At 71.4% G+C, this 20,144-nt stretch carries 21 protein-coding genes; 9 read left to right on the forward strand and 12 right to left on the reverse strand.

Features of this window, described 5'->3' with window-relative positions:
* Positions 1-38: 38 nt before the first annotated feature.
* Positions 39-512: a low molecular weight protein-tyrosine-phosphatase gene (locus IG98_RS0114485; RefSeq protein WP_030911469.1), complete on the forward strand. Its 474-nt coding sequence runs from the start codon at positions 39-41 to the stop codon at positions 510-512.
* Between the two features lie 218 nt (positions 513-730).
* Here the strand turns inward: IG98_RS0114485 and IG98_RS0114490 are convergent, their stop codons facing one another.
* The gene (locus IG98_RS0114490) at positions 731-1,630 is read right to left on the reverse strand and encodes an ABC transporter permease (protein ID WP_051752079.1); all 900 of its coding nucleotides are present in this window, start codon (positions 1,628-1,630) and stop codon (positions 731-733) included.
* Positions 1,627-2,532 carry an ABC transporter ATP-binding protein gene (locus IG98_RS0114495; protein ID WP_030911474.1) on the reverse strand — a complete coding sequence of 302 codons (906 nt, stop codon included), beginning with the start codon at positions 2,530-2,532 and terminating at the stop codon, positions 1,627-1,629. The genes IG98_RS0114490 and IG98_RS0114495 overlap by 4 nt, the downstream gene beginning before the upstream one ends.
* A 168-nt stretch (positions 2,533-2,700) precedes the next feature.
* Between IG98_RS0114495 and IG98_RS0114500 the strand changes: the two genes are divergently transcribed.
* Together IG98_RS0114500 and IG98_RS0114505 are read left to right on the forward strand one after the other, a co-directional pair.
* Positions 2,701-3,846 carry a sensor histidine kinase gene (locus tag IG98_RS0114500; protein WP_037970283.1) on the forward strand — a complete coding sequence of 382 codons (1,146 nt, stop codon included), beginning with the start codon at positions 2,701-2,703 and terminating at the stop codon, positions 3,844-3,846.
* Positions 3,843-4,514 (forward strand): response regulator, encoded by a 672-nt coding sequence (locus tag IG98_RS0114505; RefSeq protein ID WP_030911482.1) that lies wholly within the window; start codon positions 3,843-3,845, stop codon positions 4,512-4,514. The genes IG98_RS0114500 and IG98_RS0114505 overlap by 4 nt, the downstream gene beginning before the upstream one ends.
* A 61-nt stretch (positions 4,515-4,575) precedes the next feature.
* Here IG98_RS0114505 and IG98_RS0114510 read toward each other — a convergent pair whose 3' ends face one another.
* Both IG98_RS0114510 and IG98_RS0114515 read right to left on the reverse strand, forming a co-directional pair.
* Positions 4,576-5,532 (reverse strand): FAD binding domain-containing protein, encoded by a 957-nt coding sequence (locus IG98_RS0114510; protein WP_030911484.1) that lies wholly within the window; start codon positions 5,530-5,532, stop codon positions 4,576-4,578.
* Positions 5,529-8,042 carry a molybdopterin-dependent oxidoreductase gene (locus IG98_RS0114515; RefSeq protein ID WP_030911487.1) on the reverse strand — a complete coding sequence of 838 codons (2,514 nt, stop codon included), beginning with the start codon at positions 8,040-8,042 and terminating at the stop codon, positions 5,529-5,531. The genes IG98_RS0114510 and IG98_RS0114515 overlap by 4 nt, the downstream gene beginning before the upstream one ends.
* Positions 8,043-8,135: 93 nt before the next feature.
* Between IG98_RS0114515 and IG98_RS46860 the strand changes: the two genes are divergently transcribed.
* Complete coding sequence (locus IG98_RS46860; RefSeq protein WP_051752081.1) at positions 8,136-8,678, forward strand: TetR/AcrR family transcriptional regulator; 543 nt, start codon at positions 8,136-8,138, stop codon at positions 8,676-8,678.
* A gap of 120 nt (positions 8,679-8,798) precedes the next feature.
* Here the strand turns inward: IG98_RS46860 and IG98_RS0114525 are convergent, their stop codons facing one another.
* Positions 8,799-9,716, reverse strand: coding sequence for a helix-turn-helix domain-containing protein (locus tag IG98_RS0114525; RefSeq protein ID WP_030911492.1), 918 nt, complete (start codon positions 9,714-9,716; stop codon positions 8,799-8,801).
* Positions 9,717-9,846: 130 nt separating this feature from the next.
* Entirely contained in the window at positions 9,847-10,083 is a 237-nt protein-coding gene (locus IG98_RS0114530) for a DUF397 domain-containing protein (protein ID WP_030911495.1), read from the reverse strand.
* 229 nt (positions 10,084-10,312) lie between these two features.
* Here IG98_RS0114530 and IG98_RS44860 point away from each other — a divergent pair, with 229 nt between their 5' ends.
* From IG98_RS44860 to IG98_RS0114545, 3 genes are all read left to right on the forward strand, one after another.
* Complete coding sequence (locus IG98_RS44860) at positions 10,313-10,816, forward strand: ATP-binding protein (protein WP_051752083.1); 504 nt, start codon at positions 10,313-10,315, stop codon at positions 10,814-10,816.
* A gap of 166 nt (positions 10,817-10,982) precedes the next feature.
* Entirely contained in the window at positions 10,983-11,798 is an 816-nt protein-coding gene (locus IG98_RS0114540) for an SAM-dependent methyltransferase (protein ID WP_030911501.1), read from the forward strand.
* Positions 11,799-11,907: 109 nt separating this feature from the next.
* On the forward strand, positions 11,908-12,726 hold the full coding sequence (locus IG98_RS0114545; protein ID WP_030911503.1) for an SAM-dependent methyltransferase: 819 nt from the start codon (positions 11,908-11,910) through the stop codon (positions 12,724-12,726).
* A 79-nt stretch (positions 12,727-12,805) separates the two neighbouring features.
* Here the strand turns inward: IG98_RS0114545 and IG98_RS0114550 are convergent, their stop codons facing one another.
* Both IG98_RS0114550 and IG98_RS0114555 read right to left on the reverse strand, forming a co-directional pair.
* A complete protein-coding gene (locus tag IG98_RS0114550; RefSeq protein ID WP_030911506.1) occupies positions 12,806-14,446 on the reverse strand; it encodes a RecQ family ATP-dependent DNA helicase in 1,641 nt (546 codons plus the stop codon).
* Between the two features lie 282 nt (positions 14,447-14,728).
* The gene (locus IG98_RS0114555) at positions 14,729-15,409 is read right to left on the reverse strand and encodes a fasciclin domain-containing protein (RefSeq protein WP_030911509.1); all 681 of its coding nucleotides are present in this window, start codon (positions 15,407-15,409) and stop codon (positions 14,729-14,731) included.
* 210 nt (positions 15,410-15,619) lie between these two features.
* Here IG98_RS0114555 and IG98_RS0114560 point away from each other — a divergent pair, with 210 nt between their 5' ends.
* Complete coding sequence (locus IG98_RS0114560; protein ID WP_030911512.1) at positions 15,620-16,081, forward strand: PPOX class F420-dependent oxidoreductase; 462 nt, start codon at positions 15,620-15,622, stop codon at positions 16,079-16,081.
* 97 nt (positions 16,082-16,178) lie between these two features.
* On the opposite strand, the gene IG98_RS0114565 is transcribed toward IG98_RS0114560, so the two are convergent.
* Positions 16,179-16,814 (reverse strand): hypothetical protein, encoded by a 636-nt coding sequence (locus IG98_RS0114565; protein WP_030911515.1) that lies wholly within the window; start codon positions 16,812-16,814, stop codon positions 16,179-16,181.
* Between the two features lie 17 nt (positions 16,815-16,831).
* Between IG98_RS0114565 and IG98_RS0114570 the strand changes: the two genes are divergently transcribed.
* Positions 16,832-17,023 (forward strand): hypothetical protein, encoded by a 192-nt coding sequence (locus tag IG98_RS0114570; RefSeq protein ID WP_030911517.1) that lies wholly within the window; start codon positions 16,832-16,834, stop codon positions 17,021-17,023.
* A gap of 25 nt (positions 17,024-17,048) precedes the next feature.
* On the opposite strand, the gene IG98_RS0114575 is transcribed toward IG98_RS0114570, so the two are convergent.
* The 3 genes from IG98_RS0114575 to IG98_RS0114585 are packed head-to-tail and all read right to left on the reverse strand — an operon-like array spanning position 17,049 to position 19,803.
* Positions 17,049-18,152: a Gfo/Idh/MocA family protein gene (locus tag IG98_RS0114575; protein WP_030911519.1), complete on the reverse strand. Its 1,104-nt coding sequence runs from the start codon at positions 18,150-18,152 to the stop codon at positions 17,049-17,051.
* Positions 18,149-18,898 (reverse strand): sugar phosphate isomerase/epimerase family protein, encoded by a 750-nt coding sequence (locus IG98_RS0114580; RefSeq protein WP_030911522.1) that lies wholly within the window; start codon positions 18,896-18,898, stop codon positions 18,149-18,151. The genes IG98_RS0114575 and IG98_RS0114580 overlap by 4 nt, the downstream gene beginning before the upstream one ends.
* Positions 18,895-19,803, reverse strand: a complete 909-nt coding sequence (locus tag IG98_RS0114585) for an ROK family protein (RefSeq protein WP_030911525.1) — start codon at positions 19,801-19,803, stop codon at positions 18,895-18,897. Before IG98_RS0114585 ends, IG98_RS0114580 begins: the two co-directional genes overlap by 4 nt.
* Between the last annotated feature and the right edge of the window lie 341 nt (positions 19,804-20,144).

Genomic DNA, 20,144 nt, shown 5'->3' on the forward strand with positions numbered 1-20,144 from the left:
CGGTCGCCGCGCCCTTCACGGACGGCATCCTGGTAGGCATGAGTTATCGCATATGCGTGGTGTGCATGGGAAACATCTGCCGGTCGCCGATGGCCGAGGTCGTGCTGAGAAAGACCCTGGACGAACACAGCCTTGGAGATCGCGTCACGGTCGACAGCGCGGGCACCGGCGGCTGGCATCAGGGCGATCCGATGGACGCGCGGGCCGCCGAGATGCTCGCCGACCACGGCTACGACGGCTCGCGGCACCGGGCCCGGCAGTTCCTGCGCGACTGGTACGGCCGGATCGACCTGGTTCTGGCCATGGACACCGACAACCTGCGCGCCCTGCGCCGCCTTGCCCCGGACGGCGCGGACGTGCGCCTGTTCCGCTCCTTCGACCTCGCCGCCCCGCCGGACGCCGAGGTGCCCGATCCCTACTACGGCGGCCGTGAGGGTTTCGCCGAGGTGCTGCTGATGGTGGAGGCCGCCTCCGACGGCCTGGCGAGGCACCTGGTCTCCACGTTGAGATGAGACCGGGCTGAATTTCCCGGCCCGAGCTCCTTTACAAAGTAATATACTGGTCGGCGCTCCGGCGTCACCTCACCTCACGCGCCTCCGCGTCACGCGCCCCATCGGACCGGCGCGGCGAGAACCTCCTCTGCCTCCGAAGCCGGGCGGCCTTTCTCTCCGCTGCCGCCCCACCCCGCCAGGCCAGGCCCCGTGTGATGGGGCGGCACCGGCGGCACCGCTCATCGGACGTCCCTGCGGGTGAGCGCGACGGCGGCGGCGCCGAGCGTGACGACGACGTACAGGAACATCACCGCCAGGGCCGCCGGCGGGGAGAACCCGATCCCGGCCGGGGCCTCACCGAAGTCGACCGCCATGGGGGGCCTGCCCATCGCCTGATTGGTCAGGTCCTCCAGCAGCACCGAGCCGATCCTGGCGTTCCACGGCTCGGGCAGCAACAGCGCGAACCGCGGGAGGAGATACAGGTAGACGACGACAGCCGTGATCGCCCCCGCGGTGGAACGCAGAACGGCGCCCACGCCGAGTCCCACCATGGCGAGCACCACCACCGAAAGCCCGCCGACGAACATCTCGGGGAACTCCTCCGACAGCGGCCCGGCGAAGTCCGGGATCGGGCGGTCACCGATGATCAGCCGACCGGCCACGAATGCCACGAGCCCGCTCGCCTGCCCCACCCCGAACGCGACGGCGGCCACGACCACCGCCCTGGCGGCCAGCACCGTCTTGCGCCGGGGCATCACCGTGAAGCCGGTGCGGGCCATGCCGGTGACGTACTCGGAGGTGAACGCGAGAACCCCGAGCACGGCCATGCAGATCTGCGCCGGCATCACGACGATCTGCTCGGGCCGCGAGGCGCTCAGGGTGGCCCGCTGCCGGGGCGACATCCCGTCCCAGAGGCTGCCCAGGTAGAGGCTGTACACGGCGGTGAGCAGGACGAAGGCCGCGACCACCGCCAGGATGTACCAGGTGGAGCGGACCGTGCGGAGCTTCAGCCACTCCGCGGCCAGCACATCGGCGAGCAGCCGGATGCCCGGGCCGCCGAACCCCGCGTCCCCGGGCAGACCGACCGCCGTCCGGCCACCGGGCGCGTCCCCGTCCCGGGCGCCCTCCTGCCCGCTCATCGCCCACCCGCCCGGTACTCGGTGCTGTCGCCGGTCAGCTCCAGGTACGCCTCCTCCAGGGAGGCGGTGCGCGGGGTGATCTCGTGCACGGCGAGGCCGGCGCCCGCCGCCAGGTCACCGATCCTGGTGACGTCCAGCCCTCTGACGACCAGTTCCCCTCCCGGCCCCGTCTCGACCGTCGCGCCCGCGGCCTCCAGCACGCCGGTGAGCCGGGCGGCGCCCGGGGAGCGCACCAGCACACCCCGGTCGTGGCGGGCGGCCAGTTCCCTCGGGGTGGTCTCGGCGACCAACCGGCCCCGGCCGATGACCACGAGGCGGTCGGCGGTGAGTTCCATCTCGCTCATCAGGTGGCTGGAGAGCAGCACGGTGCGTCCCTCGGCGGCCAGCGAGCGCATCAGGTGGCGGATCCACCACACGCCCTCCGGGTCGAGCCCGTTGACCGGTTCGTCGAACATCAGCACACCCGGGTCTCCGAGCAGGGCCACTGCGATTCCCAGCCGTTGCCGCATGCCGAGCGAGAAACCGCCGACCTGCCTGCGCGCCACCCCGGCCAGGCCCACCCGTTCCAGGACCTCGGCTACCCGGGAGACCCCGATCCGGTTGGTACGCGCCAGGCAGCGCAGATGGTCGAAGGCACTGCGGCCCCCGTGCACCGCGTTCGCGTCGAGCAGCGCGCCGACCTCGTACATCGGGTACCGCATCGTGGCGTAGCGGCGCCCGTTGACGAGTCCCCGGCCGGAGGTCGGGACGTCCAGCCCGAGCAGGACGCGCATGGTGGTCGACTTCCCCGCACCGTTCGGACCGAGAAAACCGGTGACCAGCCCCGGTTTCACCTGGAATGACAGGCCGTCCACCGCGGTGGTCGCGCCATAGCGTTTGGTCAGCTCCTCAACTTCGATCATGCCGTCGAGGTTCTCCCCGCACGGGGTGCGGGCGCGTCGGACCACGGCGGGCACTTCACGCTCAGCCCCGGGGCCGACGGCGGCGGCCGCGGCACGAGGGGATGGTCCCCGGGGATGACATCCCCCGGGGGGAGGCGAGGAGAGCCCGGCGACGGATACCGTTCCAGCGTGGACGACTCACTCCTCCTGCGCCGCTGGAGCCGCGGCCGGCTCGTCCGCCTCGACGCCCTGGCCGCGGTCGGATACGCGCTCGCGCTCCTGCTGCTCTCGGCCGAGAACCCGGACGCGGCGGTTCCCCCATGGGCGGAGTGCGTGGTCCTGGCCGGGGTCGCCCTGCCGCTCGCGGTACGGCGGCTGTGGCCGCTCACCGTCTTCTGCATCGTCCTCTCGATGTCGCTGGCCTCCGTCCTCCTCGGCCTGGTGCACGACAGGTTCGCCGCGGCGGCCTTCGCGATCTACATGGTGGCGCTCACCCGCCCCAGGCCCCGACGGGAGCCCACCGTCGCGATCGGCGTCTGTGGCGCGCTGGCCGTCCTGCTGATGTCCGTGATGGGTGTCTCCGAGCCGGCCCCACGGCTTCCCGGAGTGCTGCTGGGAGGGATGACGTTCATGGGAGGCGCCTGGATCGTCGGTCGCGCCGCGCGCGAGCGGCGCGCGTACGCGATCCGGTCGGCCGAGCAGCTCGCCGACCGGGCGGTGGCCGAGGAACGGCTGCGGATCGCCCGCGAACTGCACGACGTGGTGGCGCACAGCATGAGCCTGATCGCCGTCAAGGCGGGCATCGCCAACCATGTCGCCGCGGCCCGGCCCGAGGAGGCAGCGGACGCGCTGCGCGTCATCGAGGCCACCAGCCGGGGTGCGCTGACCGAGATGCGCCGGCTGCTGGGCGTGCTCCGCTCCGATCTCGACGCGCCACCCGACCTCACCCCCTCCCCCGGTCTGACGGACCTCTCCGTACTGGCCGGGCAGGCGGCGATGGCCGGGGTCCGCGTCGAACTGGACGTCCGGGCGACCGGCCTGCCGGGAGGAGTGGAGCTGTCGGTGTACCGGATCGTCCAGGAGGCGCTGACCAACGTCGTCAGGCACGCCGCCCCCGCCCGGTGCCGGGTCTCGGTCGAGGCGTCGGCGGGCGAGGTCAGGGTCGAGGTCGCCGACGACGGGCCCGGGGAGCGGATGCTGCCCGGCGGCCCGGGGCACGGGTTGGTCGGGATGCGCGAGAGGGTGGCCGTGTACGGCGGGAGCCTCACAGCCGGGCGCCGTCCCGAGGGCGGTTTCGGGATCTCGGCGCGCATGCCGTACGGGGAGACGCCGTGATCCGGGTGCTCGTCGCGGACGACCAGGCGCTGCTGCGCGGAAGCTTCCGGCTGCTGGTGGACAGCGCCCCCGATCTGGTGACGGTCGGCGAGGCCGGGACGGGTGCCGAGGCGGTGGAGCTGGCCCGCGACGAGTCGCCGGACGTGGTGCTCATGGACGTGCGGATGCCGGAGATGGACGGCATCGAGGCGACCCGGCGCATCTGCGGTCCCACGGGCGTCCTGGGGGTGCGCGTGCTCATGCTCACCACGTTCGACCTGGACGAGTACGTCCACGCGGCGCTACGCGCCGGGGCCAGTGGCTTCCTGCTGAAGGACACCCCGCCGGGCGATCTGCTGGCCGCGATCCGGGTGGTCGCCTCCGGCGAGGCGTTGCTCGCCCCGACGGTGACGCGCCGGCTCATCGCCGAGTTCTCCCGGCTCCCGGAACCGGCGCACCCGGTGGCCCGCGAGCTCGAGGGGATCACCGGGCGGGAGCGCGACGTTCTGGCGCTCATCGCCCGGGGGCTGTCCAACACCGAGATCGCCGAACACCTGACCCTGAGCCTGGCGACCGTGAAGACGCACGTGGGCCGGCTGCTCGGCAAGCTCGGCGCGCGCGACCGGGCCCAGCTCGTCATCGTCGCCTACGAGACGGGGCTGGTCGCGGCCGCGCGACCGTCCCGCTGAGGTGTGTTTCGCGGCTCCTCGCCGTGGCGAGGAGCCGCGCGGGGCGGTACGGGCGAGCCGGTCAGCGGTGCCCGGCGGTTCCGGTGGCGCGCTCCAGGACCTCCAGGACGGTCCCGGAGAGCAGGGCGAGCTTGTAACGGTTGCGAGCCGCCGGAGCGCACCGGGCGGTGGCCAGCCCGGCCGCCCGGTCGAGAGGTTCCCCGGCCAGGAGCGCCTCCTCGACCTCGGGCAGGCGCACCGGGACGCGGGCGACACCGCCCGCGGCCACCCTGGCGAAGGTGATCCTGTCTCCGTCCACGACCAGCCGTGCCGCCGCCTCCACCAGCGGCCACTCTGCCTCGGACCTGCCGATCGCCCGGTGGTAGGCGGCCCGCTCGCCCGGCACGGGCGGCGGCAGGACGACGGACAGCAGGATCTCCCCCGGCCCCAGCAGGTGGTCGCGGGTGGGGTCGGAGCCGTCCCCGTACAGGCCGACGACCGGGAACGGGGACCCACCGCGGACATCATCGTGAGCACCACCGTGGACCTCGGCCAGGGCGTCGCAGGCGAGCAGCGCCACCGCCAGCGACGACGGGTGCGGGGCTATGCACGGCCCGGTGTCGACGATCGCGGCGTTCGGGGCGAGCCCGGCGCGGGCCGGGCAGTGGTCGCCGCCGTTCTGGTGACAGGAGAAGGCCGGGTTGCGGAAGTACGCGCAGCGGTTGCGCTGCAGCAGGTTGCCCCCGACCGTGGCCGCCTCCCGGATCTGGGGCGTGGCCAGGCCCGCCGCCGTCAGCGCCAGGCAGGGGTGGGCGGCACCGAGGCGCGCGTCGCGGGCGACCCGCGCGACCGTGGTGAGCGCGCCGATCCGGACCGAGCCGTCCGGCCGCCAGGTGACGTCGGACAGGTCGGGCAGGCCGCGCAGGTCCACGTGCGGCCCGGCCGCGCGGCGGCCCATCAGGTCGGTGCCTCCGGCGCGGAACTCGCCCCCGCGCCGCACGGCGTCGCCGAGATCGGTGAGCTTCGGGGAGGAGGTCAACGGGAGATCCCTTCGAGGAGCCGGTCGGGGCGGATGGGCAGGTCGTGAGGGCGCCAGCCGGTGGCGTTGTGGACGGCGTTGCCCACCGAGGCGGCCACGCCGATCGTGGAGATCTCGCCGACCCCGACACCGTGGCCGTTGACGTGCTCCCAGCCGTCGCGGTGGAAATGCACGGTGATCTCGGGGGTGTCACCGATGCCGGGAATGCGGTAGTCGTCAAGGTTGGCGGTCAGCACGATTCCCGTCACCGGGTCGACCAGGCGTTCCTCGTACAGCGCGTAGCCGATGCCCTGCACGACGCCGCCCTCGCACTGACTGCGCGCCAGCCGCTCGGCGTAGATGTGGCCCACCGCGATTCCCGCCCACACCCGCAGCGGCCTGACGGCTCCCAGTCGGGTGTCGACCTCGACCTCGGTGACGTGGACGGCGCCGCTGAATCCCCGGCCGAGGGCCATACCGGCCATCGCGATCGGGGTCAGGTAACCGTGCCGGTCGCGGCGTCGCCTGCCGACGACCCTGGCCCCGTCGGTCAGGCCCAGCTCCCGCAGGCGCCGCGCGGCGTCGCGTACGGCCGGGGCGACCGAGGTCGTGGTGCGGCTGCCGATGGAGGGCGGTCCGTACACGGTGCCCGTCCTGCCGATCTCGACGCGGACGCGCTCGGCGGGCAGTGCGAGTTCCTCCCGCAGGACGCCGGCGATGACGCTGCGGATACCGGTTCCGATGTCCTGGGTGGAGGTGGCGGCCACGACCACGTCGCCCTCGACGCGCAACTCCACCTCGGTGGCGGGGTCGAGTATGTAGGCCCAGTTGGCCGCGGCCACCCCGACGCCCTTGCGGAAGCGGCCCGTCTGGGAGCCGGTCCGCGGCCGGTCGGCCCACAGGGGCAGGGCGAGGGCCCTGTCGTAGAGGGCGTGCCGTTTGCGGTTGCCGTCCCAGCGGCGGCGCAGCGCGATGGGATCCTCGCCGCGGCGGTGTGCGGCCTCGTCCACCGCCTGTTCGAGCGCCCAGAGCAGGGGCGGCGCCCCCGGCCCCCGGAACGGCGCGCCGGGCGGCTCATTGGTGACCACGTCGTAGTCACGGAGCCGGCGAGGAGCCGTGCCGTACATGAGGCGGGCGAGCACCGCGACGGCCGATCCGACGGCCACGCCGCCGCGCCCGTGGACGTCCACGGTGAGGGCGGCGAGGTCGCCCCGGTCGTCGGTGAGCAGTTCGAGCGTGGTGCGGGTGCCGGGGCGGTTGCCCGCGTCACCGAGCTCCTCGGCGCGGCTGAACACCACGCGCACCGGCGCTCCGCAGGCCCGCGCGAGCTCGACGGCCGCGACCGTCTCGACGGTGAGGCCGGCCTTGGCCCCGAAACCGCCACCGACGTGGTCGGCGACGAGGTGGACCCGGCCGACGGGCAGGTTCCACCGCCTGGCGGCCTTTTCGGTGGTCAGTCCGATGGTCTGGGTGGACAGGTGCAGGTGGAGGTCGCCCTCGCCGTCCCAGCGGGCCACACAGGCGTGCGGTTCCAGTGGGGTGTGGACCTGCACGGCGGTGGTGAACGTGCCGCTCACCAGGCGGGGTTCGGCGTCGCGCCGCGCGGTCTCGATCCGTTTGACGGCGGTGCGACCGCGCCAGCTCGCCCGGGTGAAGGGGCCGTGCACGTTGCCGTGCCAGTCGCCGGGCAGCTCCAGCCCCTCGCTGGAGCTGGGGGCGCGCTTCCTTTCGGACTCGTCGTAGACGGGCGGGCTCTCGGGCGTGTCGTCGAGCGCGGCGGGCATCGGGTCGTAGCCGATCTTCGCGGCCTCCGCGATCGCCAGGGCCGCACCGCGGGTGGCAGCGGCGACGGCGGCGACGGGCTGGCCCGCGTAACGGACGGTACGGTCGGGCGGCAGCAGGTCGACGACGTGTGCGGTGCCGACGGTCACCGAGGTGACGCGGGCGTGTGCCCTGGTGGAGCGGATGACCACGCCTTCCAGCTGACCGTCCAGCCGTACGTCGGTGGTGTAGCGGGCTCGGCCGGTGATCTTGTCCATCGCCTCCAGGCGAGCGGGGGTCCCCGCGGCGCCGTCGTGTTCTCCCCGGCAGGCGGCGGCGATCGCCGCGTGGATCCCCTCGTAGGCTCCGCACCTGCACAGGTGGCCCGCCATGGCGGTGGCGACCCGCTCGCGCGGTGGAGCGACATCGCCGTGCTCGGCGCGCCAGGCGTCGACGAAGGCCGCGGCCTCCACCACGAACCCTGGCGTGCAGTAACCGCACTGCATGCCGTCGTGGACCGCGAACGCTCGCTGGACGGGGTGGTCGAGGCCCTCCGCGGTGACGATCTCGCGTTCCTCCAGGACGGCGGCGGGCAGCAGGCAGCTCGCCTGGGGTGTGCCGCCCACCATGACCGTGCAGGCGCCACAGACCCCGGTGCGGCAGGCGGCCTTGGCACCGGTGAGGCCGAGCCCGTCGCGCAGCACGTCCACGGCGGCGTCGTCGGAGCCTGCGTCCACCGTGGCGGGGACGCCGTTCACCGTGATCTTCATAACTCTCCAGTTGACGTCGTCAACATCACGTTGACAGTGTCAACCAGCTACGTTGACATTGTCAACACAGGCTGCCGGGAAAGGTTCGGGCGCATGATGGACGACACCAGGACCCGCCTGGTCGAGAGCGCGCTGAGACTGCTGCGCGAGGAGGGGCTCGACGCCGTGACGCTGCGCGCCGTCGGCGACCTGACCGGCCTGTCCCGCACGGCCCCCTACCGGCACTTCACCGACAAGACCGCGCTGCTGGCCGCGCTCGCCGTCCGGGTCATCGCCGACCTCAGCGCGCACGTCGCCGCAGCGATCTCACAGGAAGCCGGCCGGCGCGACCGGCTGCGGGCCTTCTATCTGAGCTACGTCAAGTACGCCACGGCGCACCGTGAGGAGTACCGGCTGGTGTTCGCCTCGGAGTTCCTCGCGGGCCACCATCCGGAACTGGAGGAGGCGATCGACCAGGTGACGACGGCGCTCGGCATGGCGGGCACCGGGGAGGGGCCGGTGCCCAAGGCCCAGCTGATGGCCCTGCTTTCGACGGCCCACGGCCTCGCGGAACTCGCGGTGGCCGGACAGCTGGCGCACAAGGGAATCGGGTACGGGGACATCGTCGACGTCCTGGTGGCCCCCTACGGAGGGTGACGGCTCAGATCGGGACGGCGTCCGCGTGATCACGGTGCGGGAGCGCAGTTGCGACGAGAGCCTCTCCTCAGGGGAGAGACCACCGGGTGGACGACGTGGCGGGGTCGCCCCCGCCTCCGGCTACCGCTTCCTGCTCAGCTCCTCGCGGATTCCCAGCAGGATCTCGCGGGTGCGGGTGACCGGCTCGGCCTCGATGCACAGGCGCTCCATGACCTCCAGGTAGCTGTCGACGTCGTCGCGCTTCTCCAGGTAGACGGCGCTGGTGAGCTGCTCCAGGTAGACCACGTCGGGCAGGTCGGGCTGGGCGAACCGCAGGATGCTGAAGGGCCCTCCGGCCGCGGCGTGCCCGCCCACGCTGAAGGGCACGATCTGGACCGTCACATTGGGCAGTTCGAGCGCCGTCAGGATGTGGTCGATCTGCTCGCACATCACCTGGACCCCGCCAAGCGGGCGGCGCAGCACGGCCTCGTCCAGCACCGCCCACAGGTGGGGCGGCGCGGAGCCGCGCAGCAGCCGCTGGCGCGCCATGCGCAGCCGTACCCGGCGGTCCAGCTCCTCCCGGGAGGCCGAGGGGAAGCCCAGTTGGACGACGGCTCGCGCGTAACCCTCGCTCTGCAGCAGTCCCGGCACGAACTGGACCTCGTAGTTGCGGATGCCGGTGGCCGACTCCTCCAGCCCCACGTACGTCTCGAACCAGTTGGGCAGCACGTCGTTGTAGTTGTGCCACCAGCCGGTGAGGTTGGCCTTCTCGACGAGGGACAGCAGCGGCGCCCGCTCGTCCTCGCTGGTCACGCCGTACAGGGTGAGCAGGTCTGCGACGTCCCTGATCCGGAAGCTGACCCTGCCGAGCTCCATGCGGCTGACCTTCGAGTGCGAGGCCCGGATGGCTTTTCCCGCCTCCTCCAGGGTGATGCCCCGGTGATCACGCAGCCGGCGGAGCTGCGCTCCCAGGACGATCCGCAGCACCGTGGAACTGCCCTTCGGCACGGCCAAGGGGGTTGGAGCGACCGGCTGATCGTCGGCGTGAGGTGTGATCATCTACAGTCCTTTGGGCACGAAACGCGAGCCTGTTCCGACTTTCTTGCGGCGATCGCGACCTTTCACGGTACTCCGCCCACCAAGCCCAGACCATAGAGAATTTTATTCTTCAACCACTCCTCGCCGGCGGTCAGGTGATCAGGTCGTCGAACTCCCCGCCCTTCACTCCACGGACGAAGGCGTCGGCCTCGTGGCGCGTGTAGATCAGCGCGGGCCCTTCGGGATCGCGGGAGTTGCGCATCGCGACCCTGCCGTCGGGGAGCTCCGCGAGTTCCACGCAGTTGCCGCTGGGGTTGCTGAAGTGGCTCTTGCGCCAGACGATGCCGCCCATCAGGGCTGCCGGCATGCCGTTGTACAGCTGGTTCATCCTCGCCTCTCACCGATTAGGGAGGGAAACAACACCACGAGCATAGAGCTTTTTGTGCAGATGCACGTGCATCTGTACTTGCCTATGCACATTACGGCGTGCAAGATGACTAGACGGATCGCCCTTGCCGCACGATCGCCCACCCCCAAGGTCGTCGATGACTGGTTACCAGAGACATGAAGCCACACCCATCCGAGCTGAGATCGGAGGGTGGGAACGGTGGTTGTCGATGCTCGATCGCCTACTGCCTCCGAGCGGCCTGCCCCCCTGGGTCGGCGGCGAGAGCCACGTCAACCGACTGCAGATGGCCGTACGCAGCTTTCGCCACGATCCGTACGCCGCACGGACCGCCCGTGAGTTCACCGCCGGCGCCCTGAGGGCCTGGGAGCTTGAGCAACTGATCGACGACACCGGTGTCGTGGTCTCCGAACTCGTGACCAACGCCGTACGCCACGGCACGCGGAACATCCAGCACTCCCGGACCTGCCCCGAGGTCAAGGTGATCCTCTGCCACACCGAGCGCTCGATGCTGTGCGCGGTCACCGACCCCAGCGACCAGGAGCCCTGCCTGCGCGAGCCCGACTACGAGGCGGAGAGCGGCCGGGGGCTACAGATGGTCGACGGTGTCAGCGAAATGTGGGGCTGGGCTCCGCTGGAGACCCGCGGCAAGGCGGTATGGGCGGCCTTCGCCCTCCCCGGAAGAGGGGGACGCCACTTGGAGGCCTGCCACTGAGCGCGACACGGCCCGTCACCGGCGAAACGGCGCCCACCCGGAGCGCAGGAAGCCGAGCATCAGGAAGATGCGTCCTCAGAAAGGACTATTGACCGGAAATCCATCATCTCGGGGCCTGAAGGCCGATAATGTCCGCTGAAAGCCGCACCGCCGGACGGAGGACATCATGGCGTCGCCGCAACCTGAGCGCCTCAGGTTCGACCCCACGATCCCGAACGCGGGCCGGATAGCCGACTACTTCCTGGGTGGCAAGGACAACTTCGCCGCCGACCGCGACGCCGCTCGGGTGGCACTCGAACTGGCCCCCGAACTTCCCGCCATGTCGGTGGAGGGGCGCAGGTTTCTCGGCCGCGTCGTGCGGTTTCTCGCCGAGACCGGCGTACGCCAGTTCATCGACATCGGCTGCGGACTGCCGACCCAGGGCAGCGTGCACCAGATCCTGCACGGCATCGCTCCCGACGCGCGGGTCGTCTACGTCGACAACGACCCGATGGTCGTCGTGCACGCCCGGGCCCTCCTGAAGGAGGACAGCCGGGCCACGGTCGTCGAGGCCGACGCCCGCGACCCGGAAGGCCTGCTGGCCCATCCCGGCCTCACCGGCGTGATCGACCTCGATCGGCCCGTGGCGATCCTCCTCTTCTCGTTCCTGACCGACTTCCCGGACGACGCCGAGGCCGCGCGGGTCACCGCCACCCTGAGGAGGGCCATGGCCCCGGGCAGCTACATGGCCATTTCCCACGCTGTCTCGGACCTGTGCCCCGAGAGAACCGCGAAGCTCGCCGACCTCTTTCAGGACCGCGGGTCGATCACCGGTCCCCGCCGCGCGAACCTGCGGACCATAGCCGAGGTCGAGCCTTTCCTCGATGGGTTGAAACCCGTCGAGCCGGGCCTCGTCTACATTCCCCAGTGGCGGCCGGAGGGCGCGGCGCCCCACCGGCCGGACGCCGTCTGGGTCGTCGGCGGAGTAGGCCGTAAGGAATAGACTGCCCCGGAAAAACAGCTTGGCCCCTCGATCGTTACCCACCCCATGACAGTCGGGTGTCACCGGACTCGGCCGGAGAGGGCGTCAGAGGCAGCAGAGGAGATTACAGATGAGCGATGCCGACCGGCGACCGGCGGCCGGCCTGAACACGAGCGTGCCCAACCTCGCCAGGATGAACGACTACTTCCTGGGGGGCAAGGACAACTTCGCCGCCGACCGTAGGGCCGCCGAGGAAGTGCTCGCCATCGCTCCGGAGATCAGGACCATGGCCCAGGAGGCTCAGGCCTTCCTCCGCCGGGTGACGAGCTATCTCATCGAGCAGGGCATGACCCAGTTCGTCGTCCTCGGTTCCGGGCTGCCCACCCGCAACAACGTCCACCAGGTGGCCCAGGCGATCGCGCCGGACACCCGCGTGGTCTACGTCGCCACCGACCCGGTCGTGCTCTCCCACGCCCGCGCCATGTCGGCCACCAACTCCCACACCACCATCGTCGAGGGTGACGTGCTGCACCCCCGCGAATTGCTCAACGATCCCGAGCTGCGGCGCCTGATCGACCTGGACCTGCCGGTGGCGGTCCTGATCCTGTCGGCCCTGCAGTTCATCCCCGACGAGGACGACCCGTACAAGAACGTGGCGATCCTGCGTGACGCGGTGCCCACGGGCAGCCACTTCGCCATCGGCCACGTCGTCTTCGACATGCGCCCGGAGGCGGCGGGTCCGCTGGTCGACATCTACCGGAAGGTCCTCAGCCGCCGCGAGGACGCCTCCCGGCGCAGTGACCAGGTGCTGCGCTTCTTCGACGGGCTGGAGTTGGTCGAGCCCGGCCTGGTCTACGTCCGCCACTGGCGCCCCGACAACCCGCTGGCGACGCAGGGCCGGGAGAAGACGTGGACGATGGGCGGGGTGGCCCGCAAGACCGAGGGCTGACCCACCAACGGCCTTTCGCCCTCGGTCGTCGGCCGTCATGACCCACGCGGCCGGGCCGATCGGAGCACCCGGCCAGAAGTCAGCCCGTGGCCAGAAGGTCCTCGCGCTCGACGGCCTCCAGGGAGAGCGTCTTGTAGCCGACCTCGTCGAACAGTACGGTGATCCGGTCGCTCTCCCTGCTCATCACCACCCCCGCACCCCAGGCGCTGTGCCGCACCTTGGCGTGCATCTCGAAGGGCCCCTCCGCCTTGGCCTCGGACTCGTCGGGGACACCGGCCCTGCAGGTGTCGCATGCCCCGCAGGTGCGCTCGCGCGGCTCACCGAAGTACTCCAGCAGGAACCGGCGGCGGCAGCCCGTGGTCTCCGCGTACGCGCGCATCATGTCGATCCGCGAGTCGTCGATGCGGCGGCGGGTGTCGTCCAGCTCGACGGCGCGCGCCGTGGCCGCCTCGGGCGCGGGCCCGCCGGGTGCCGGGCGCAGGTCACCCTCCCCGGTGACCTCGATCGCGTTCGCCCGCTCCAGCAGGTTGACCACCCGGGTGAGCCGGGTGGCGCCGATGTCGAGAAGGTCGCGCAGTTCCCCGGCGGGTACGGTGCCGCCGTGCTCGTGGACCAGCGTCGCGACCCGCAGCAGGAGTTCCTCGTCGGCCCGCCCCCCGGCGAAGAACCTACGCAGCCCCAGATCCTCCGGACGGTAGAACAGCACCGCGGCGGCGCGCTCGCCGTCCCGCCCGGCGCGGCCGATCTCCTGGTAGTAGGAGTCCGGCGACTCCGGCGGGGAGGCGTGCAGTACGAACCGCACGTCCGGCTTGTCGATGCCCATGCCGAACGCGGAGGTCGCCACGACGACGTCCAGCTCGTCGTCACGGAACATCTCGTGGATCCTGTGACGCTCGGCCGCCTTCACCCCCGCGTGGTACGGCTCGGCCCTGCGACCGGCCTCGCGCAGCGCGGTGGCGTACTCCTCGGCGGCGCGGCGGGTGGCGACGTAGACCAGCCCGAGCCCTGAGCGGGACGCGGCGTCCTCCACCAGCGCCCGCCTCAGGTCCTCCTGGGTAACGAAACGGCGCACCTCCAGGTCGATGTTGGGCCGGTCGAAGCCTCGCACGACCTGGCGGACGTTCCTCAGCCCGAGGGCCGCGACGATCTCCTCGCGCACCGCCGGGGCGGCCGTGGCGGTCAGCGCCACCACCGGAGGGTGACCGAGCCGCTCGATGACCTGTCCCAGCCTCAGGTAGTCGGGCCGGAAGTCGTGGCCCCAGGCCGACACGCAGTGCGCCTCGTCGACGGCGATCAGCGAGGGGCGCGCGGCGCGCAGCCGCTCGACCGTCTCCGGTTTGGCGAGTTGCTCGGGTGAGAGGAACACGAACTCGGTGGTGCCCGCGCGTACCGCCTCCAGGGACGCCTCGCCGCCGGACTGGGTGGAGTTGACCGCGACCGCCCCTCCCGCGTCGGCCTCGGCCAGCCCGGCGACCTGGTCGCGCTGCAGGGCGATCAGCGGTGAGACGACCACGGTGGGACCGTCGAGCAGCAGTGCGGGTACCTGGTAGACGGCCGATTTGCCGCTGCCGGTGGGCATGACCACGAGTGCGTCGCCGCCGTCCAGCAGGTGACGCATGGCCTCAAGCTGTCCCGGCCGCAGGTCTCGCCAGCCGAAGACCTTGCGGGCCACCGTCCGCAACCTCCGCGCCCTCGGCCCGAAGCTGTCCTTGATGCCCATGCCCTCCGCCTTCCCACCGTGTGGTCGCCAGTTACCCGAGGATCGGGGTGCTAGTCACACGAGGTGGGCGCGAGGCGGGCATGGCCGAAAGACGCACGGGACGGACCCGGAGTGAGCGGCGGGCGGGTACGAGGCGGAAAGCGGTGAGACGAGGGACGAGCTCGGGTGAAGCCGAGGAACGGAAGGGGGCGGGTGAGGGGCGCCCTCGCGGACGCCCCCTCCGTCGGCCCCGGATCACGGCGTGGCCTGGCGAGTCGGTCGTGGTCCTTTCGGCCACTGAGGTCACTTGGGCTTGAGCACCCCGTCGACGAGGTAGACGACGGCGTTGGAGGTCTGGATGTCGCCGCAGACGACCTTGGCGTCGTTGACCGTGTAGTCCTCACCGGAACCCTTGACCTTCAGCGTGCCCCCTTCCATCGTGGTCAGCTCGCCCTCCGCGAGGTCCTGCGGAGTCTTCTTCCCCTCGACGACGTGGTAGCCCAGGAGCTTGGTCAGCTTCTCCTTGTCGCCCAGGAGCTTGTCGAGCTTCTCCTTCGGGATCTTGTCGAACGCGGCGTTGGTGGGCGCGAACACCGTGATGTCCTTGGCGGAGTTGAGCTTCTCGGTCAGACCGGCCTGCTCGATCGCCTTGGACAGCATGGACAGGTCGGGGCTGGAGGCGATGGCGGTGGCGACCGGCTGTGTCGCCATCTCGCTGGGACTTCCCGCCCCGCTGGTGGGCAGGGACGCGCAGCCGGGGCCGAACGGCTCCGTCATCACGCCCGAAGGCTCGGGCGATCCGCTCTCACCGGGCATCATGGATTCCGTGGGCGCGGCGCTCTCCATCGGCGGGCTGGAGGCCATGTCCGTCGGGACCGGCGTGGGAGAGGTGATGCGCGCGGGGGCGGCGACCGCCTGCGCGGCGGGGACGGCGGACAGGGCGAGCACGGTCAGAGCCGATGCCAGAAGAGACTTCTGCTTCACGGTTATCTCCTTGATTGGGCGGATGAGCCACCGGGGTCCGTCGGCCGGTTCCCGAGCCACTCATGTGCTGTATTGGAGATCAATTCCCTGAGATTTGATGCTAAATGCCCCATTAGAAGACTCTTGACCACATATCTCCCGAGAAAGAGAGCCATTTTCCACCCGGCAGAGCGTTAATTCAGGCGCGCCCTATCCCCGTACAGTGGAGGGATGAGCCCAAAGACCGCGACCAACGAGGTCGTCTCACACGACCGGCTTCTGGATTTCCTCCGTGATCGCCATCGCGCGCTGGTCATCACGACGCGGCGCGACGGCAGGCCACAGGCGTCCCCGGTGACCTGCGGCGTCGACGCCGAGGGCCGCATCGTGGTGTCCACCTATCCCGAGCGCGCCAAGGCCTCGAACGCCCGCCGCGACCCCCGGGTGAGCGTCGTGGTCCTGTCGGACGACTTCGACGGCCCCTGGGTGCAGGTGGACTGCGCGGCCGAGGTCCTCGACCTGCCCGACGCCCTCGAACCGCTGGTCGACTACTACCGGTCGATCTCCGGCGAGCATCCCGACTGGGAGGATTACCGCGCGGCCATGACCCGGCAGGGCAAGTCGCTGCTGCGTCTCACCCCCGAGCGCTGGGGCCCGATCGCCACGGGAGGCTTCCCCGCCCGGCTGGCCTGAGCATTGTTCCGGGCCGGCCAGGACGGCACCGGCCATCCTGCCGGCCGGAGGCCAGGGCGGCCGGCGTCCAGGACCCTGGCGGCCTTCGGGCACGGGCCTACCCCAGATTCACGGTGATCTCTCCGCCGAGCCGGAAACCACCGGTCAGCTCAAGGTCGTCACCACTCCAGAACCGGCCGGGGTCGTACCAGTTCGGCCTGCGGCCGCCGGGCAGGAGCCCCATCGCCTCGTAGGTGACCGCGACGACCTCGGCGCAGTAGGCACTCTCCAGGGCGCTCTCCCCGGTGCCCCGCTTGAAGATCCTGGGCACCCGCCCCTTCGCCCAGCGACCGGCGAGCCTGGCCGTCGACGGGAACGGCGTGCCGTCCAACCGGGCGACGGTACGCAGAACGGCGTCCTCCATCTCACGGGTGACCTGCGGCTCCAGCTGCCTCAGCCAGCCACGCTGGCCGTATCTGGTGGCCCAGACCGTGACCGCCTCCTGCAGGTCGTGCAGCTGCACGCCGCGCTGGTTGGTCCCCGACCACAGGTCGGGCAGGGACCGGCCCAACTCGGCGTGCCACATCATGGGAGGCATGTCCTCGATGACCACCGACATTCCGACGTGGTTCACCGGGCTGTTCGTCACGGTCTGGATGGCTCGATCGGGCACCGTTCGGCCGCGGAACAGCCATACGTCGCCGGTGCGGGTCAGGTTGACTGCCTCATCGAGGCTGATGCTCTTACCGGACATTCCGCTAGCGTAGGCATATGCGATGGTGGAAGGTACTCGGTCTGGCAGGTGTCGCAGGTGTCGCGGCCACGGGAGTGGTGATCGTACGAGCCGAGCGCCGACGGCAGGCCTACACCCCCGACGAGATCCGCACCCGCCTCCGTGCCCGTCTGGCGGAGTCGCCCGAGGACGGCCCCGAGGCCGTCACCCCCGCCGACCGCAACCCCTGACCGTTCGGGCGCGGCCGTCCGGAGATCAGCCGAAACGGATCTCGGCCGGATCCCACCCTTCGGGCAGCGGTGCGGGCACCGGGCAGGTGCTGGCGATCTTCACGAACTCGGCCCGCTCCGCGGACTCCGCGACGGCGATCATCGTGTCGAGGACGTGCAGGCCCAGCTCGCCGGTGGCGCGATGCGGCCTTCCCTCCCGGATGGCCTGGGCCATGTCGAGCACGCCCAGACCACGACCGGCCTCGGTGCCCGTCGTGGGAGCCGGTACCCATTCCTCGTCGCCGGTCCGGCGCAGTCGTACCTCGCCGCCGAACGTGTTGGGATCGGGTACCCGCATGGTCGCCTCGGTGCCGGTGATCTCGATGAACCCGGCGCGGCGGAGCGGCGAGTCGAAGCTGAAGATCATCGTGGCCGCCTGTCCCGCGGCGAACTCCAGCAGCGCGGTCGTGTGGGTGGGAACCACCGCGGGAAAACGTGTGCCGGCCCTGGGACCTGAGCCGATGACCCGCTCGTCCCTGGCCCTGCGGCCGACGGCGGCCACCCGCTCCGCCGGGCCGAACAGGGTCACCAGTGCCGTCAGGTAGTAGGGGCCCATGTCGAACAGCGGCCCGGCTCCCGGCTGGAAGAAGAACTCGGGGCTGGGATGCCACGACTCGGGACCCGGACTCTGGAACAGGGTCAGGGCGGTGAGCGGCGTGCCGATGACCCCCTCGGCCACGAGCCGGGCCGCGGTCTGCAGCCCCGCGCCCAGAAAGGTGTCGGGGGCGCTGCCCAGGAGCACCCCCGCCGACGCGGCGGCCTCGACCAGTTCCGCCCCGGACTCTCTGTCCACCGTGAACGGCTTCTCGTTGTAGACGTGCCTCCCGGCCAGAACGGCGGCGAGCGCCACCTCCGCGTGCGCGGACGGGACCGTGAGGTTGATCACCAACTCCACGTCGGGGTGCGAGATCGCTTCCTCCGGCGCGGCCGCCACCGGCACGCCGTAGCGCGCCGCGATCTCTTCGGCACGTTCCCGGTCGAGGTCGGCGCACGCCACCACCCGCACGCCGGGGAAGGAGGCGAGGTTGCCCAGGTACTGGTGGCTGATGTTCCCGCAGCCGACGATCGCCACTCCGAGCGGTCCGGTCACGAGCTCACCCGCCCGGCGGCGACGAGACCGGTCAGGTAGGCGTGGCTGTCGGCCAGCGCCTGGAGCATGTCGGTGGCACAGTGGTCGAGCTCCACGATCCGCACCGCGCCCGGAGCGGTGTTCAGCGCGTCCACGATGGGCACCTCGCCCGAGCCGACCGCGGTCATCGGGCCATGGAGGGTGGCGGGTCCGTCCTTGACGTGCAGGTGGCTCACCCGCTCACCCAGCCGGGCCAGCAGCCCCGAGGGGTCGACCCCGCCGGCCGCCGCCCAGTAGAGATCGACCTCCAGCAGTACCGAGGGGTCCAGCAGGTCGGCCAGCACCTCCAGCGCGGGACGGCCCTCCACCCGCTGCTCCAGCTCCCACCAGTGGTTGTGGTAGCCGAGCCGCAGGCCGTGGTCCGCCGCCTCCCTGGCCACCTCGCCGATGGTCCTGGCCGCCTGCTCCAGCTCCTGTCTGCCGGCGAACCACTCGGCGGGGGCGGCGGGCACGATGACGATCGGGGCACCGATGGCCGCGGCGGCGGCCAGCGCCGTCGCGCGCCGCTCGTCGAGCAGCGGGGCGTGCACACTGCACACCGCGAGCCCGGTCTCCTCCAGCTCCTCGCGGAGCCCATCCGGGTCGAGATGCGCGTCGTACGGTTCGACCGCGCCGTACCCCATCTCGGCGATGCGGCGCAGCACGGCGCGGCGGTCGACGGCCGCCTGTTCGCGCACGGAGTACAACTGGACGGCGATTGGGCTCATCGGCTCTCCTTGAGGACCAGTGCCGCGGCGCCGTACAGGCCGGCGTCGCGTTCCAGACGGGTGCGCTCGACGTTCAGGCGGTGCAGGAAGCCGAGGCCCGCCTGCTTGGCTACCGCCTGGCGCAGCGGGGCGAGCAGGATCTCGCCCGCCCCGGAGACGCCGCCCCCGATGACGACGTCGTCGATGTCGAAGAGCGCCGCCGTGCTGAGGATCGCCACGGCGAGCGCGTCGGCGGCCCGCTGGAAGGCCAGCTGGGCCATGGGGACCCCGCGCGCGGCGTCGGCCGAGAGCGTGCGGGCGTCCGTCGGGATACCGGGGTCGCCCCAGCCGTTCGCCAGCGCCCAGCGGACCATGCCGGGACCGCTGGCGATCGTCTCCAGGCAGCCGGTCGCCCCGCAGGGGCAGAGCTCACCGCCCCGGTCCACGGAGATGTGCCCGATGTGCCCGGCGTTTCCTGTCGGTCCCAGGTACGGCACCCCGCCCAGAACCAGCCCGCCGCCCACCCCGGTGGAGACCACGATGCCCAGCAGTGCCCGGGAGCGCGAGCCGCGCCCGCCCCGCCACCACTCCCCCAGCGCCATGCACTGCGCGTCTCCGGCGAGCGTGACAGGGAGCCCTGGCAGGAGTTCGCGCACCGTGCCGACCAGCGGGAAGTCACGCCAGGAGGGGATGTTCACCGGGCTGACCGTGCCGGCCACGGCGTCAAGGGGGCCGGCGGACCCGATGCCGACCCCGCTCAGACCCCCTGGGCCGGTACCGCCGCCGACGTCGCGGACCAACGAGGCCAGCGTAGCGGCGGGGTCGCGGCCGACCGGCAGTTCCACCCTGCGGACCATGGTGCCGTCCGGCCTGACCAGCGCGGCGGCGAACTTGGTGCCGCCGATGTCGATCGCGAGGGCGGTCACTGGCCGACCTCGCGGGCACGCCGGTGCGCGGGGGGACGGAAGGTGGCCACCGGGAGCACCACGTGGCTACACAAGGGGATCCTCCGGTGATCAATAGAACAAAGAGTACGTTCCCCCAATGGCCGGGCAAACAGGCTGAAGGTACGACGCCACTGACAACGTTGTCAACGATGCGTGGGGAGTACGGGGCACCGGCCCGGCACACCGGCCGGACAGCTTGCGAAAACTGTCCGATTCAGCGGAATCTGGCGTGGAACCCCGGGCGTTTACGCCCGGGAGGAAACGACAGCGCGTGAGGGCCTCCAGGCCCGAGCGGTGCCGTGACGGCCGGTTCATGTGAG

It is taken from the genome of Streptosporangium amethystogenes (assembly GCF_000721075.1).
GTDB classification, from domain to species: Bacteria; Actinomycetota; Actinomycetes; order Streptosporangiales; family Streptosporangiaceae; genus Streptosporangium; species Streptosporangium amethystogenes.

Bases quoted from the DNA above. Each gene is read 5' to 3' on its own strand.
- IG98_RS0114485 (WP_030911469.1), top strand. From the start codon at position 39: ATGAGTTATCGCATATGCGTGGTGTGCATGGGAAACATCTGCCGGTCG.
- IG98_RS0114490 (WP_051752079.1), bottom strand. From the start codon at position 1,630: ATGAGCGGGCAGGAGGGCGCCCGGGACGGGGACGCGCCCGGTGGCCGG.
- IG98_RS0114495 (WP_030911474.1), bottom strand. From the start codon at position 2,532: ATGATCGAAGTTGAGGAGCTGACCAAACGCTATGGCGCGACCACCGCG.
- IG98_RS0114515 (WP_030911487.1), bottom strand. From the start codon at position 8,042: ATGAAGATCACGGTGAACGGCGTCCCCGCCACGGTGGACGCAGGCTCC.
- IG98_RS46860 (WP_051752081.1), top strand. From the start codon at position 8,136: ATGATGGACGACACCAGGACCCGCCTGGTCGAGAGCGCGCTGAGACTG.
- IG98_RS0114525 (WP_030911492.1), bottom strand. From the start codon at position 9,716: ATGATCACACCTCACGCCGACGATCAGCCGGTCGCTCCAACCCCCTTG.
- IG98_RS0114530 (WP_030911495.1), bottom strand. From the start codon at position 10,083: ATGAACCAGCTGTACAACGGCATGCCGGCAGCCCTGATGGGCGGCATC.
- IG98_RS44860 (WP_051752083.1), top strand. From the start codon at position 10,313: ATGCTCGATCGCCTACTGCCTCCGAGCGGCCTGCCCCCCTGGGTCGGC.
- IG98_RS0114540 (WP_030911501.1), top strand. From the start codon at position 10,983: ATGGCGTCGCCGCAACCTGAGCGCCTCAGGTTCGACCCCACGATCCCG.
- IG98_RS0114545 (WP_030911503.1), top strand. From the start codon at position 11,908: ATGAGCGATGCCGACCGGCGACCGGCGGCCGGCCTGAACACGAGCGTG.
- IG98_RS0114550 (WP_030911506.1), bottom strand. From the start codon at position 14,446: ATGGGCATCAAGGACAGCTTCGGGCCGAGGGCGCGGAGGTTGCGGACG.
- IG98_RS0114560 (WP_030911512.1), top strand. From the start codon at position 15,620: ATGAGCCCAAAGACCGCGACCAACGAGGTCGTCTCACACGACCGGCTT.
- IG98_RS0114565 (WP_030911515.1), bottom strand. From the start codon at position 16,814: ATGTCCGGTAAGAGCATCAGCCTCGATGAGGCAGTCAACCTGACCCGC.
- IG98_RS0114570 (WP_030911517.1), top strand. From the start codon at position 16,832: ATGCGATGGTGGAAGGTACTCGGTCTGGCAGGTGTCGCAGGTGTCGCG.
- IG98_RS0114580 (WP_030911522.1), bottom strand. From the start codon at position 18,898: ATGAGCCCAATCGCCGTCCAGTTGTACTCCGTGCGCGAACAGGCGGCC.